Below are 13965 nucleotides of genomic sequence, written 5' to 3' on the forward strand. Positions count from 1 at the left end.
TTGACGTCCGATGTTTGTGCTGCAAGAGGTCTTCCGTTCCGGCTGAGGCGGTTGCACTATGCGGGAGGGGTCCACAGGTCGGAACCACCGGCGCATATGTGACTGGAGGTCGCATGCTCAGCCACCCGCACTCCCCTCCCTCCCGAAGAGCTGTGCTCGGCACTGCCGCCGTCGCGACCGCCACCGCCGCCACGACCGCCGGCGCCACCGGTCTGCTCAGCGCTCCGGCGCAGGCGGCAGGACCGGCCGACGGTCCACACCGCCCGCGCGAGCCCCGTCCCGGGATCTGGCACGAGGTGCTCGACGACGCGGACCTGGTGTGGCGGAAGATGCCCACCGCCTGGTTCGAGGGGCCGTTCCTCGGCAACGCGCTCCTGGGCAGCACGCTCTACGCCGAGCCGGATGCCGCGGACCGTGCCGTGCGGCTGACCGTCCAGCACAGCGAAGTTCAGGACCACAGGCCCGAGTTCGGCTCGCTGTTCGGCCTTGCCCGGCTGCCGATCGGACACTTCACCCTGGAACCGGCCGGGAAGATCACCGCAGTCGACTGGCGCCTGCGGCTGTACGACGCCGAACTGACCGGAACCATCACCACCACGGCCGGGAGGATCCGGCTGCGTGCCCTGGTGCACAACTCGCGCGCCGTGCTCGCGGTCGAGGTCAGCCCCAGTGCGGGCGAGCGTGACGTGCGGTGGACCTTCCATCCGGCCGAGGCTGTCAGCCCGCGCGGCGCCTTCAAGGAACCGCCCGAGGGCTACACCGCCAACCCTCCGGCCGAGATGGAGCGGCACGGCGATACGAGCGCGGCCGTACAGCCGCTGCACGCCGGCGGCGAGCATGTGACGGCCTGGCGCGAGAACGGTGGCGGTGGCGGTGTCCGGACCCTGTATGTGGCCGTCGCCCACTCGCATCCGGCACGGACCGCGCGCGAGGCCGCGCTCAAGGCGGTGCGCTCGGCCGCCGGGCGGTCCTTCGACGCTCTCGCCGCCCCGCATCGCGCCTGGTGGCACGCGTACTACCGCAAGAGCTTCCTGTCCGTACCCGACGCGAGGATCCAGCGTTTCTACTGGATCCAGCTCTACAAGGTGGCTTCCGCCGCGCGGGCCGACGCGCCAGTGATGGCCACCAGCGGCCCCTGGCTGGAGCCCACTCCGTGGCCCGCGACCTGGTGGAACCTCAATGTGCAGCTCGAATACTGGCTGATCCACGGCTCCAACCACCTCGAACTGGACGCCGTGACCCGCGCCCTGAGCGAGCACCGGGACCAGCTCTCCGCCGCGCTCGCCGCCCCGTACCGCAAGGATTCGGCGGGTATCCCCCGCACCACGGACATCCGCCTGCGAAACGGCGCCGACGCGTCCAACGGAGGCTACGGCGTCGGCATCCCCGGACAGTCCTCGCCCACCCCGGAGGTCGGAAATCTGACCTGGGCACTGCACAATGTGTGGCTCAGCCACCGCCATACCATGGACGAGGGCATCCTGCGCGAGACCCTCTTCCCGCTGCTGCGCAAAGCGGTGAACTACTACCTGCACTTCCTGGAGCCCGGTTCGGACGGGAAGCTGCATCTGCCGCTGACCTTCTCGCCCGAATACCCCTCGTCGGGGCCGGACTGCAACTACGATCTGATGCTGTTGCGCTGGGGCTGCCGCACGCTCCTCGACGCGGCCGAGACCCTGGGCATCAAGGACGAACTGGCTCCCCGCTGGCGGGACGTGCTGGCACGCCTGACGCCCTATCCGCAGGACGAGAACGGCTTCATGATCGCGGCGGGCGTGCCGTTCGCGCAGTCGCACCGGCACTACTCGCACCTGCTGGCCGTCTACCCGCTCTACGAGGTCACCTGGGAGCAGCCCGCCCACCGCGAGGTCATCGAGACGTCCCTCGAGCACTGGGTCGGCTTCGAAGGGGCGCTCCAGGGCTACACATTCACCGGCGCGGCCTCCATGTCGGCCCAGATGGGACGCGGGGAGAAGGCCCTGGAGTACCTCGGGGAGCTGATGGAGCGCTTCATCCAGCCCAACACCATGTACAAGGAGTCGGGGCCTGTCATCGAGACCCCGCTGTCGGCCGCGCAGTCCCTGCACGACATGGTCTGTCAGAGCTGGGGCGGCACCATCCGGGTCTTCCCCGCGGTGCCGGAGGCGTGGCGCGATGTGAGCGTCCACGATTTCCGCACCCAGGGCGCCTTCCTGCTGAGCGCGGCGCGGCAAGGGGGACGTACGCGGTGGGTCAAGCTGCGCAGCGAGGCCGGAGCGCCCTGTGCCGTACGGCATTCGCTGCCGGGCCCGGTGGAGGTCCGCGACGCGCGGGGCCGGCCGCTTCCGCACGAGGAGGAGGCGGAGGGCACCCTCCGTATCGGCCTGCGCGAGGGCGAGGAGGCGGTCCTCACCGTGCGCGGTGAGCGCCCTGACATGAGCGTGGGTCCGGTGCGGCCCAACACCGGGGCGCCGAGGTGGGGGCTTCCCTCATGAGCGCCGCCTGGACGAGCAGACGGGGTGTCCTGGGCTCGGAGCAGCCCTCCGGAGCACTTTGACCAAAGGAGTGAGCGATGCACCGCGCATCACGAAACCGCCTGCGCACCGTGGGCGTCCTGCTGGGAGCCGGACTGCTGGCGGCCTCCCTCCCCTCCGGCTCCGGCGCCGCGGAGCCCTCGCCGTCCGCCGGGGCGAAGAGGCCGCTGTCGGGGCCGGGAACCAACTACGCCGTGGACGACGCGTTCACCTCGGACCGCACCGAGGCATGGCGGCAGGACCGCTTCGGGATGTTCATCCACTTCGGCGCCTACTCCAACCTGGAGGGGGAGTACACGAGACCGGACGGCACGGTCTGTCAGGACGCCGAGTGGATCATGCGGCAGTGCGACATCCCCAAGAAGGAGTACGAGAAGCAGGCCGCGACATTCGACCCGGCCGGGTTCGACGCCAGGAAGGTCGTCAAGGCCGCCAAGGACGCCGGGCAGCGCTACTTCGTCATCACCTCCAAGCACCACGACGGCTATGCGATGTGGCCGACCAGGGCGAACAACTGGAACCTGCGCGACCACTCCTCTTTCGACAAGCGCCGCGACATCCTCCGGGAGCTGAAGACCGAGGCCGACCGCGCGGGCATCAAGCTCGGCTTCTACTACTCGATCTGGGACTGGCACGACCCGGACTTCGCCGACCCCGCCACCTTCCCCCAGTACAAGAAGCGGATGTACGCGCAGCTCAAGGAGCTGGTGGACGACTACGACCCGGCACTGCTGTGGTTCGACGGGGAGTGGGACGCGGACAATCCGGTCAACCGCTGGTCGCCCAAGGACGGCGCGGAGCTGGAAACATACGTCAAGGGACTCAAGCCCTCGCTGCTGGTGAACAACCGAGTGGGCAAACGGCGCGTCTCCGACGGTGACTTCGGCACTCCCGAGCAGGAGATCCCGGACGGTCCCGTGGACGGACAGCCGTGGGAGAGCTGCATGACACTCAACGGGCACTGGGGATACGCCCGCTACGACCACGAGTGGAAGTCTCCCGCCGAGCTGATCCGCAATCTGCTGTCCACGGCCGGCCGCAGCGGCAACTACCTGCTCAACGTGGGCCCGGACAGCAAGGGACGCATCCCCCACGAGTCGGTGTCCCGGCTGCGCGCCGTGGGCGACTGGCTGCGCTCGAACGGACAGGGCAGGGCCGTCTACGGCGCCGGCTACAGCGGGCTCGTGGAGAAGCCGGAGTGGGGCGAGATATCCCGTGAGGGCTCCGTATCCCGCGAGGGCCCCAAGAAGCTGCACGCCGCCGTCACGGACTGGCCCGAGGACGGCAAGCCGCTGCACCTGAAGGCCAGGACACCGTTCGAGATCCGCGGCGCGCGGGTGCTCGGCAGCGACCAGAAGGTGAAGGTCACCCCCTCGGGTGACGGCTTCGACATCACACCCTCCGGTGCGCCGGTCAACGACACCGCGACGGTCATCGAGCTGTCGGTCACCTCCCCCGCGCCCAGGCACGGCAGCGGAGGCGGCCTGAAGGCCCGGATCTGGGACAACGACGCCTTTGCGGGCAGGCCCGCGGTCACCCGGACCGACCCGTCGGTCAACTACGCCTGGCGCTTCGACGGCTCACCCGCACCCTCCGTACCGGCCGGCCGGTTCAGCACCCGCTGGACCGGCTCCCTCCAGCCCCGCTACACGGACACCTACTCCTTCACCACCGTCTCCGACGACACCGCGAAGGTGTGGATCGACGGCAAGCTCGTCATCGACTCCGGGGAGCCGCACGATCCCCGCGTCGACAAGGGCACGATCGCTCTCAAGGCGGGACAGAAGTACGCCATCAAGGTCGAGCACCGGCAGCAGGGCGGCGAGGCCCACATGAAGCTCCTGTGGTCGAGCCCGAACCAGCAGCAGGAGATCGTGCCCCGCTCCCAGCTCTACAAGGACTGACCGCTCCCCCGGATGGCACGCCGTGCGGAGTGACAGCGGCCGTGCGGTTCCCCTCCTGCTCCCGTACACGGTCTCTCTCCTCCTCCCCGCCACCACCGCGTCTCCCGTCCCGGGGGTGGGTGAGATGCTGGCGGTCCCGAAGGCGAGAGATCATGAAGGAGTTCCGGGTGTCCCTGCTCTTCCCCGCTCTGCACACGGCGTCCTCGCACACCGCTCTGCGCTTCGGCGACCGGGCCCTCAGCTTCCGCCAGCTCGCCGCGGCGGCGAGCGGCACGGCCGCCCGGCTCGACAGCGCGGCGCGGGTGGCCGTCTGGGCGACCCCCACCCTGGAGACCGCCGTCGGCGTGGTGGCCGGGCTGCTGGCGGGCGTGCCCGTCGTACCGGTGAACCCGAAGAGCGGCGAGCGCGAGCTGGCGCACATCATCGCCGACAGCACACCCGCGATGGTGCTGACCGAGCCGGGAGCGGAGCTTCCCGAACCGCTGGCCGCGCTGCCGCGTACGGAGGTCGACGTCAGCGAGGAGGCCACGGAGGCCACCTGGGCACTGCCGCCCGAGCCGAACGCCGAGTCGCCGGCGCTCATCGTCTACACGTCCGGGACCACAGGACCGCCCAAGGGCGTCGTCCTCTCCCGGCGCGCGATCGCCAGCAATCTGGACGCGCTGGAGGACGCCTGGCAGTGGACCTCCGACGATGTGCTGGTGCACGCCCTGCCGCTGTTCCATGTGCACGGCCTGATCCTCGGCGTGCTCGGCCCTCTGCGGCGCGGCAGCACCCTGCGCCACCTGGGCGGCTTCAGCACGCAGGCCGTGACGGAGGAGCTGGCGGGCGGAGGCACGATGCTGTTCGGGGTGCCGACGATGTATCACCGCCTCGCCAACGCGTGCGAGGGCGATCCGGATCTGGTGGCGGCGCTGGCCGGCGCGCGGTTGCTGGTTTCCGGCTCCGCCGCGCTGCCGCTGCACGACCACGACCGCCTCACGGCCGCGACCGGCAAGCGGGTCATCGAGCGCTACGGCATGACCGAGACGCTCATGAACACCAGTGTCCGCGCCGACGGAGTGCCCCGCCCCGGCACGGTCGGGGTGCCGCTGCGCGATGTCGACGTCCGGACTGTGGACGAGACAGGCAGGCGCGTCCCCGCCGAGGACACCGAGACGGTCGGCGAGCTCCAGGTGCGCGGGCCCAACCTCTTCACCGAGTACCTCAACCGCCCGGACGCGACTACCGAAGCCTTCGACGGCGGCTGGTTCCGCACCGGCGACATGGCCACACGGGATGCCGACGGGTACGTGCGCATCGTCGGCCGTAAGGCCACCGACCTGATCAAGAGCGGCGGATACAAGATCGGCGCGGGCGAGATCGAGAACGTCCTCCTGGGTCACCCGGCCGTGGCGGAGGCAGCTGTCACCGGCGAGCCGGACGAAGACCTGGGCGAGCGCATCGTCGCCTGGATCGTGCCCGCCCATGCCCAGCAGCCGCCGGACGGAAGAGAGCTCACCGACCTGGTGGCCCAGCAGCTCGCGCCGCACAAGAGGCCCCGGGAGGTGCGCTTCCTGGACGCTCTGCCGCGCAACGACATGGGCAAGGTGATGAAGCGGGAGCTGCCGGGGCAGGGCTGAGGCTGAGACGGAGGCCGAACCGGGGGGCCTTCGGCTGGACGGCGGGCCGCCTACGGCCGACCGGGTCAGGAGTGGGCGACCGTCCGGCTCGGGCCGGAGGATGCCGCTGCCCCGGTCCGCCGCTCTCCGGTGCCGGCGGCGCGGGCCAGGCGACGGTAGGAGTCGAGGCGGTCGGCCGGGTCGTAGGTGTTGAGGGTCAGCAGGATCTCGTCCGCGCCCACGCGCTCCGCGAGCCCGGCCAGCGCCTCCGTCACCTCGGACTCGGTGCCGTGCAGTTGAGACAGGCGCGCCTCCTCGAGGGCTTCACGCTCCTTCGGCGTCATCGTGCGGGCCAGCACCTCATCCGCCGGGATGAGCGGGGTGAAGGAACCACGCGTCCTGGATACGGCCGTCGACCATGCCTCGGGGATCTGGAGCCGCGCCGCCTGTTCGCGGGTGTCGGCGACGGCGGCGTTCACCGCGACGACGACGTAGGGCGAGCCGCCCTCCTCGCGCGGCCGGAAGGCCTCGCGGTAGGTCCGGGCCGCCTCGCGCGTGCGCTGCTCGTCGCGGGAGGCACCGATGACCAGCGGCAGTCCGTGCTCCGCCGCGATGGCCGCGCCCGAGCCGACCGCGAGGACGAACGGCGGCACCCGCAGTCCCTCGGCGGGCCGGGCCCGCACCGGACCCGTTCCCTCGAAGTAGCCGAGGAGCTCGGAGATCTGCTCGCCGAAGCCCTCCGCCGCGTCCTTGCCGACGCGCAGGGCCTTGCGTATCCCGTCGGTGAAGCCGACAGAACGCCCCAGACCCATGTCGATGCGGCCGGGAAAGAGCGACTCCAGCACACCGAACTGCTCTGCGACCACCAGGGGCTGATGGTTGGGGAGCATCACTCCCCCGGTGCCGACGCGGATACGTGAGGTCGCGGAGGCTACGGCTGAGGCCAGGACGGTCGGCGCCGAGCCCGCGATGCCGGGCACCGCGTGGTGCTCGGAGACCCAGAAGCGCAGGAACCCCAGCTCCTCGGCCTGCTGCGCGAAGCGCACCGTCTCGCGCAGGGCCTGGGCCGGGTGCTCGCCCTCACGGGTGAGGGAACGGTCGAGGACCGACAGGTGCACCGGGAGCCGCCGTAGTGAAGTCACCTCTGTTCCAACAGCCGCACCCGCTCAGGATTCCCGTCCGGCCCGCTCCGGCCCTCCCCTGCCCACAACCCCTCCCCCGCTCTCAGCCCTCTCCCGCCTCGGCTTCCTCCAGGAGGCCGGCGTCGTGGACGAGCAGCGCGATCTGGACGCGGTTGTTCAGGTCCAGCTTGGTCAGGATGCGGGAGACGTGCGTCTTGACCGTCGGAACGCTCATGTAGAGAGTCCTCGCGATCTCGGCGTTGGCACTGCCTGATCCGACCGCCACGGCGACCTCCCGCTCGCGCCCGCCGAGCCGGCCCAGGGCCTCGCGGGCGCGGGTCCTGCGGCTGTCCTGGCCGGCCGGAGTGACGTGGTGGATGAGCTGACGGGTCACCGCGGGCGAGAGCACGGCCTCGCCCGCGGCCACCTTGCGTATGGCGGCGAGGATCTCCGCGGGCGGGGTGTCCTTGAGCAGGAAACCCGCCGCCCCGGCGCGCAGGGCCCGCAACACCTGTGCGTCCGCGTGGAAGGTGGTCAGGACGATGACCTCCGGCGACTGGTCGCGCGCACGCAGTGCCTCCGTCGCCGCCAGCCCGTCCATGGTGGGCATCCGGATGTCCATGAGGACCACGCCGGGCCGGTGCTCGTCGATCAGCGGCAGCACTTCGCTGCCGTCCGCCGCCTCTGCGACGATCTCGACGTCCGAGGCTCCGTCCAGCATCAGCCTGAGCCCGGCTCGTACGAGCGCGTCATCGTCAACAAGGAGCACACGGAGGGTCATGCGCCTACGGTAGCCACCCCCGATGGGAAGTCAGCCGGGGCGTCCGGGTACGCGTCAAGGGTGCCCGGCTCCGATCGGCGTCTCCCAGTCGATGCGGTAGTGGAGCAGCCAGTTGGCGTCGCCGGTCCGCGGGGTGCCCGGCACAGGGGCGGTCCTGGGGACGTCGTCGGGGGTGTCACGGTGGCCGTCGGAGCCGCCAGGGCCCGAGGCGCCCGGACCCGAACCGTCCGGGCCCGGTGCGCGGGGCTCGGCCCGCCTGCCAGGGACGACACGGTTGTTCAACTGGGCGCTGCGCTCGACCACGGCCTCGACCCGCTCTCTGCGCAGCCGTTCGAACTCCGCGAAGGCCTCGCTCGGGGTGCCCAGATCGCGCAGGCACTTGGCGAGCACCACGCTGTCCTCGATCGCCATGGAGGCGCCCTGGGCGGCATTCGGAGCGGCGGCGTGCGCGGCATCGCCCAGGACGATCAGCGGGCCCTGGGACCAGACCGGAGTGCTGGCGATGTCGTAGGCGTTGCTGGCGACGATCTCGTCCCCCGTGGCCCGGACGATGTCGGCGGCCGGCGAGGCGTCTTCCGCGAAGAGACCCGCGACATGCTCCCGCCACCGCGCCTTCTGCGCGGGCGTTTCCGTCGCCAGCTGTTCGCGGCCCAGCTCCCGGCCAGGGGTGTTCGCGAACCACCAGACCTCTCCCCCTGGCGCCATGGTGCAGCCGAGGAAGGCCCGCGTCCCCTGGATCATCCGGTAGGTGCCCGGCACCGGAGCGGCCTCGGGCTGGACGTTCGCGGCGTAGCCGCACACCGTGGTCTGGCCGGTGTGGCGCGGCGTGGGTGCCTGGGGGTCGATGAGGCCGCGGGTCACCGAGTGGATGCCGTCGGCGCCGATCAGCAGGTCGCCCTCGGCGCTGCTGCCATCGGCGAACCGTGCGGTCACCCGGCCGTCGGATGCCTTGTCCGCGGAGACGAGGCGCTTGCCGTGCTCGATCCGGATGCCCCGGCGGGCCGCCTCGTCGTGCAGGGCGCGGTAGAGGGCGGCGCGTCGGAGGGTGCGCGGTTCGAGAACCTCGCCGCCTCCTCCCGGCTCCCCCGCCTTTCCGGGGGATGTCCCGCGGCCGGAGACGGGCCGGATCCCGAGGCTGTCTCCTGTGTGCGAGAGCATCTCGATGCGCTCGGCCGGGAAGGACACATCGAGCACGGGCTGGTGCGCGTCGACGGTGCGCAGCGCCTCCAGGCCGTTGTGGAAGAGCACGAGGAAGGCACCCACGTCGTCCGCGCCCGTCGGATAGGACTCGTAGACGGTCGAGTCGATGCCCGCCTTGCGCAGGGACATCGCCGTCACCGCACCCGCGATGCCGCCGCCGACGATGAGGGCATGGGTCATTCCGCCTCCAGATGTGCCTTGCCGTTCCGTCCGTCCGTCTGACCGTACGGACCTCGCTCGGAGCCCCGAGGTTGCCCGGGTCCGCCCGCCTCACTCTTTCCGGGCGGATCTCAGGCTCTTTCCAGCGCGGCCCTCGGGACGCTTCAAGGACAGGGCTCAGGACTCTGCCAGGACAGCGCCCAAGTAGGGCGCTGTGGCGCTGGTGGTGGAGCGGGCCACCTCGGCCGGCGTGCCGGCCGCGACGATCCGCCCGCCACGGTCCCCTCCCCCGGGCCCGAGGTCGATGACCCAGTCGGCGCCCGCGACGACGGTCAGGTCGTGTTCGACGACCACGACGCTGTGCCCGGCCCGCACCAGCCCGTGCAACTGCCGCAGCAGCACGTCGGTGTCGGCCGGGTGCAATCCGGTGGTGGGCTCGTCCAGGAGGTAGAGCGTGTGCCCGCGCCGGGTGCGCTGGAGTTCGCTGGCGAGCTTGATGCGCTGGGCCTCGCCGCCGGACAGCTCGGTCGCGGGCTGTCCCAGCCGCAGATAGCCGAGCCCGACCCGCCGCAGCGCGTCCAGCCCGCGTACGGCGGCGGGGACGTCGGCGAGGAACTCGGCTGCCCTGTCCACCGTCATCTCCAGCACGTCCGCGATGGTCGCGCCCCGGTAGGTGATCTGGAGGGTCTCGGGGTTGTAGCGGGCCCCGTGGCAGTCGGTGCAGGGGGCATAGGTGCCGGGCAGGAAGAGCAGCTCGACGGCGATGTAGCCCTCACCCTGACAGGTGGGGCAGCGGCCCTCGGCGACGTTGAAGGAGAAGCGGCCCGCGCCATAGCCGCGTTCCCTGGCCTCGTCGGTGGCGGCGAAGACCTTCCGCACCGCGTCGAACAATCCGGTGTAGGTGGCCAGGTTCGATCGCGGCGTGCGACCGATGGGCTTCTGGTCGACGCGCACGAGCCGGTCCACCGCCTCCAGCCCCTTGGCCGCGGCGACCCCCGCCTCGCGGTCCTCGACCGGAACGGGTCCCTCCGCACCCTCCGCTTCCTCGTCCTCCTCCGCCCCGGCACCGCCGCGCCGGGCGGCACCTGCCCGCGCACCGCCGCCGGTTCCGGTGCTCGCTCCGGTGCCGGTGTGGTCGGCGACGAGCCCCGCCAGCACCTGGCTGATCAGAGTCGACTTCCCGGACCCGGAGACCCCGGTGACCGCTGTGAAGACCCCGAGCGGAATCTCCACGTCCAGCCCCGTGAGGTTGTGCCGCGACACGCCTTCCAGGATCAGCCAGCGCTCCGGTGCCCGGTGCCCGCCGCGAGCGGGCCCGTCGGTCCTGCCGGTGCCGGAAGGCCCCCCGTCGGCGTCGAAGGTGGCGGAGTCAGCGGCATCGGCGCCCGTGCCGGAACGTTCCAGCCCTGCCCCCGTCCCCGGCCCGGTGCCTGGCCCCGTCTCCGGGAAGAGGTAGCGCCGAGTGGCCGACGCCGCCACCTGGGCCAGCCCCGGGACAGGCCCGCTGAACAGCACCTCTCCCCCGTGCTCGCCCGCGAGCGGGCCCACGTCCACGACCCAGTCGGCCCGCCGCACCACCGCCATGGCGTGCTCGACGACGAACAGCGAGTTGCCCGCCACCTTGAGCCTGTCCAGCACGGTCAGCAGCGCCTCCGTGTCGGCCGGGTGGAGACCGGCCGAGGGCTCGTCGAGGACGTAGACGACTCCGAACAGCCCCGAACGCAACTGCGTCGCCAGCCGCAGCCGTTGCAGCTCGCCCGCCGAGAGGGTGGGGGTGGGCCGGTCCGTGCTCAGGTAGCCGAGGCCCAGCTCGGTGAGCACCTCGATACGGGAGACGAGGTCGCGGGAGAGGGTGGCGGCGACGCTCTCCCGGATCCCGCCCTCCCGGTGCCCCTCTCCCTCCCCTCCCTCCGTGCTGGGCCGGAGGATCTCGGCGAGCCGCTCCAGCGGGAGTGCGGCCAGCTCGGCGATGTCCCGGCCCGCGAACGTCACCTTCAGGGCCTCGGCGCGCAGGCGCCTGCCGCCGCAGACCGGACAGTCCGCACTCACCAGAAAGCGCCGCACCCGCTGCCGCAGGGTCGCGCTCTTCGTATCGGCGAAGGTGTGCAGGACATAGCGCTTCGCGCTCTGGTAGGTACCTTGGTACGGCCGGTGGATCCGCCCGGCCTCCCGCACGGGGTGGACGGTCACCACGGGCTGCTCGTCCGTGAACAGCAACCACTCCCGCTCCTCACGCGGCAGCTCCCGCCAGGGCCGGTCGATGTCGTAGCCCATGGTGGCCGTGATGTCGCGCAGATTCTTGCCCAGCCACGCGCCGGGCCAGGCCGCGATGGCGCCCTCCCGGACGGTGAGGGAGGGGTCGGGCACCAGCGAGTCCTCTGTGACGCGGTGGACCGTCCCCAGCCCATGACACTCGGGGCAGGCCCCGGCCGCGGTGTTCGGCGAGAACGCGTCGGAATCCAGCCGCTGCGCACCCTCCGGATAGCTCCCGGCGCGGGAGAACAGCATGCGCAGCGAATTCGAGAGCGTCGTGACGGTGCCGACCGACGAGCGGCCCGTCGGCGCCGAGCGCCGCTGCTCCAGCGCCACCGCCGGGGGCAGCCCCGTGACCTCCTCCACCTTGGGCGCTCCGACCTGGTGGATCAGCCGCCTGGCGTACGGAGCTACGGACTCGAAGTAGCGCCGCTGTGCCTCCGCGTACAGCGTTCCGAAGGCGAGCGAGGACTTGCCGGAGCCGGAGACGCCGGTGAAGGCGACCAGCGCGTCCCGTGGGATGTCCACATCGACGCCCCGCAGATTGTGCTCACGGGCGCCGCGCACCCTCACGTAGCCGTCGTCCACATAGCCGTCGTCGCTCATACGTCCATGATCGGCCACCGGCCCGGCGGTCCGCAGCAGGGGTGGGGCTCGTGGGCGTGAGAGGAGGCCGCGGGTGGTACCCATGGCCGCCATGGAGTGGTTCACGCCTTGGTTCTCCGCGCCCGGGTACGGGCTGAGCCGACTGGTGCTCCAGCGCGCCCTCGCCGGTGTCTACCTCGTCGCCTTCCTCTCGGCCGCGTTCCAGTTCCGGGCGCTGCTGGGCGAGCGGGGGCTGCTGCCCTCGGCGGCGTTCGTGCGGCGCGTGCCTTTCCGTGCTTCGCCGAGCCTGTTCCACTGGCGCTGCTCGGACCGTTTCACCGGAGGCTGCGCCTGGGCCGGGGCCGCGCTCGCCGCCGCTGTGGTGGCGGGCGCGGCGGACGCTGTGCCGCTGTGGGCCGCGATGGTGATGTGGGCGCTGCTGTGGTTCCTCTACCTCTCGTTCGTGAACGTGGGCCAGATCTTCTACGCCTTCGGCTGGGAGTCCCTCCTGCTCGAAGCGGGCTTCCTCGCGATCTTCCTGGGCAACGCGCACACGGCCCCGCCCGTGCTGATGCTGTGGCTGATGCGCTGGCTGCTGTTCCGCGTGGAGTTCGGCGCCGGTCTGATCAAGTGGCGCGGCGACCGCTGCTGGCGCGATCTGACCTGCCTGTACTACCACCACGAGACCCAGCCGATGCCCGGCCCGCTGAGCTGGTACTTCCACCATCTGCCCAAGCCTCTGCACCGTGCGGAAGTGGCCGCCAACCACTTCGCCCAGCTCGTCGTCCCCTTCGGGCTGTTCTTCCCGCAGCCCGTGGCCACGGTCGCGGCGGGGCTCGTGATCGTCACCCAGCTCTGGCTGGTCCTTTCGGGCAACTTCGCCTGGCTGAACTGGCTGACCATCATCTTTGCCCTCGCCGCCGTCGATCCCTCCCCCCTCGGCGGCACCCCTTCCTACGATCCGACGCCGCTGTGGTTCGCCGTTGTGGTGTGCGCGGCCTCCCTCCTCGTGGTGGTGCTCAGCTACTGGCCGGCCCGCAATCTGCTCAGCCGTACCCAGCAGATGAACCGCTCGTTCAACTCCCTCCATCTGGTCAACACCTACGGTGCCTTCGGCAGCGTGACCCGCGTCCGGCAGGAGATCGTGCTGGAGGGCACGGACGCGGAGCGGGTCGGCTCCGGGACGGTGTGGCGCGAGTACGAGTTCAAGGGCAAGCCCGGCGATGTGCGGCGCATGCCACGGCAGTTCGCGCCGTACCACCTCCGGCTGGACTGGCAGATGTGGTTCGCCGCGCTCTCCCCCGCCTACACCCGCGGCTGGTTCGAGCCGCTCGTCGCCCGGCTGCTGGAGAACGACCGGGCGACCTTGCGGCTGCTGCGTACCAACCCGTTCCCGGACCGGCCACCCACGCATGTGCGCGCCGTGCTGTACCGCTACCGCTTCAGCACTCGGGAGGAGCGGCGCGAGACCGGGGCGTGGTGGCACCGCACGCTGGTGCGGGAGTTCCTGCCCCCGGTGCACGCGGTGAGCCACAGCACGGGAAGCGGTGCGGGAAACGGTGCGGGGAGCCACCCGTACCGGTGACGGGGTGGCCCGGCCCCGGTGCGGGAGTGTCCGGGTCAGGGCGGGGCCAGGGCCGTCCGCCGATGCGTTCGATGTCCGCGTTGAAGCGCCGCAGGTAGGCGGCGAAGGCGGCGATGTCGCCGTCCGGCCAGCCGGCCATGACCCGGTCCAGGGAGCGCACGACACCCTCACGCTCCTCGTCGAGCATGCGCGCGCCCTTGTCGGTGACGCGGAACTTGCGGGCCATGCCGCCCTCAACGGGCCATGTCGCCCTCACCATGCTT

8 protein-coding genes and 1 pseudogene are annotated in these 13965 nt (G+C 71.4%); 4 read left to right on the forward strand and 5 right to left on the reverse strand.

The window, feature by feature from the left end; translation table 11 throughout:
* Positions 1 to 113 precede the first annotated feature (113 nt).
* The 3 genes from OHB04_RS02680 (at position 114) to OHB04_RS02690 (ending at position 6039) form a co-directional block, all read left to right on the forward strand.
* Positions 114 to 2474, forward strand: coding sequence for a glycosyl hydrolase family 95 catalytic domain-containing protein (locus OHB04_RS02680; RefSeq protein WP_326686052.1), 2361 nt, complete (start codon positions 114 to 116; stop codon positions 2472 to 2474).
* Positions 2475 to 2551: 77 nt separating this feature from the next.
* Positions 2552 to 4417, forward strand: coding sequence for an alpha-L-fucosidase (locus tag OHB04_RS02685; protein ID WP_326806724.1), 1866 nt, complete (start codon positions 2552 to 2554; stop codon positions 4415 to 4417).
* Positions 4418 to 4584: 167 nt separating this feature from the next.
* The gene (locus OHB04_RS02690) at positions 4585 to 6039 is read left to right on the forward strand and encodes an acyl-CoA synthetase (RefSeq protein ID WP_326809388.1); all 1455 of its coding nucleotides are present in this window, start codon (positions 4585 to 4587) and stop codon (positions 6037 to 6039) included.
* Between the two features lie 65 nt (positions 6040 to 6104).
* Here OHB04_RS02690 and OHB04_RS02695 read toward each other — a convergent pair whose 3' ends face one another.
* The 4 genes from OHB04_RS02695 to OHB04_RS02710 form a co-directional block, all read right to left on the reverse strand.
* Positions 6105 to 7160: an LLM class flavin-dependent oxidoreductase gene (locus tag OHB04_RS02695; protein WP_326806725.1), complete on the reverse strand. Its 1056-nt coding sequence runs from the start codon at positions 7158 to 7160 to the stop codon at positions 6105 to 6107.
* Between the two features lie 82 nt (positions 7161 to 7242).
* On the reverse strand, positions 7243 to 7920 hold the full coding sequence (locus OHB04_RS02700) for a response regulator transcription factor (RefSeq protein ID WP_326686055.1): 678 nt from the start codon (positions 7918 to 7920) through the stop codon (positions 7243 to 7245).
* Positions 7921 to 7974: 54 nt separating this feature from the next.
* Positions 7975 to 9300 carry an FAD-dependent monooxygenase gene (locus OHB04_RS02705; protein ID WP_326806726.1) on the reverse strand — a complete coding sequence of 442 codons (1326 nt, stop codon included), beginning with the start codon at positions 9298 to 9300 and terminating at the stop codon, positions 7975 to 7977.
* A 156-nt stretch (positions 9301 to 9456) separates the two neighbouring features.
* Entirely contained in the window at positions 9457 to 12138 is a 2682-nt protein-coding gene (locus OHB04_RS02710; RefSeq protein ID WP_326806727.1) for an excinuclease ABC subunit UvrA, read from the reverse strand.
* Between the two features lie 82 nt (positions 12139 to 12220).
* On the opposite strand from OHB04_RS02710, the gene OHB04_RS02715 reads away from it, so the two are divergent.
* A complete protein-coding gene (locus tag OHB04_RS02715; protein WP_442814777.1) occupies positions 12221 to 13702 on the forward strand; it encodes a lipase maturation factor family protein in 1482 nt (493 codons plus the stop codon).
* A gap of 37 nt (positions 13703 to 13739) precedes the next feature.
* Here the strand turns inward: OHB04_RS02715 and OHB04_RS41665 are convergent.
* Positions 13740 to 13937, reverse strand: a pseudogene (locus OHB04_RS41665) (MarR family transcriptional regulator); the annotation flags it as partial.
* Positions 13938 to 13965: the final 28 nt, after the last annotated feature.

The organism is Streptomyces sp. NBC_01775, assembly GCF_035917675.1.
Lineage (GTDB): Bacteria > Actinomycetota > Actinomycetes > Streptomycetales > Streptomycetaceae > Streptomyces.

Excerpts from the sequence above, each read along its gene's own strand:
- OHB04_RS02680 (WP_326686052.1), top strand. The coding sequence starts at position 114 with ATGCTCAGCCACCCGCACTCCCCTCCCTCCCGAAGAGCTGTGCTCGGC.
- OHB04_RS02685 (WP_326806724.1), top strand. The coding sequence starts at position 2,552 with ATGCACCGCGCATCACGAAACCGCCTGCGCACCGTGGGCGTCCTGCTG.
- OHB04_RS02700 (WP_326686055.1), bottom strand. The coding sequence starts at position 7,920 with ATGACCCTCCGTGTGCTCCTTGTTGACGATGACGCGCTCGTACGAGCC.
- OHB04_RS02705 (WP_326806726.1), bottom strand. The coding sequence starts at position 9,300 with ATGACCCATGCCCTCATCGTCGGCGGCGGCATCGCGGGTGCGGTGACG.
- OHB04_RS02710 (WP_326806727.1), bottom strand. The coding sequence starts at position 12,138 with ATGAGCGACGACGGCTATGTGGACGACGGCTACGTGAGGGTGCGCGGC.
- OHB04_RS02715 (WP_442814777.1), top strand. The coding sequence starts at position 12,221 with ATGGCCGCCATGGAGTGGTTCACGCCTTGGTTCTCCGCGCCCGGGTAC.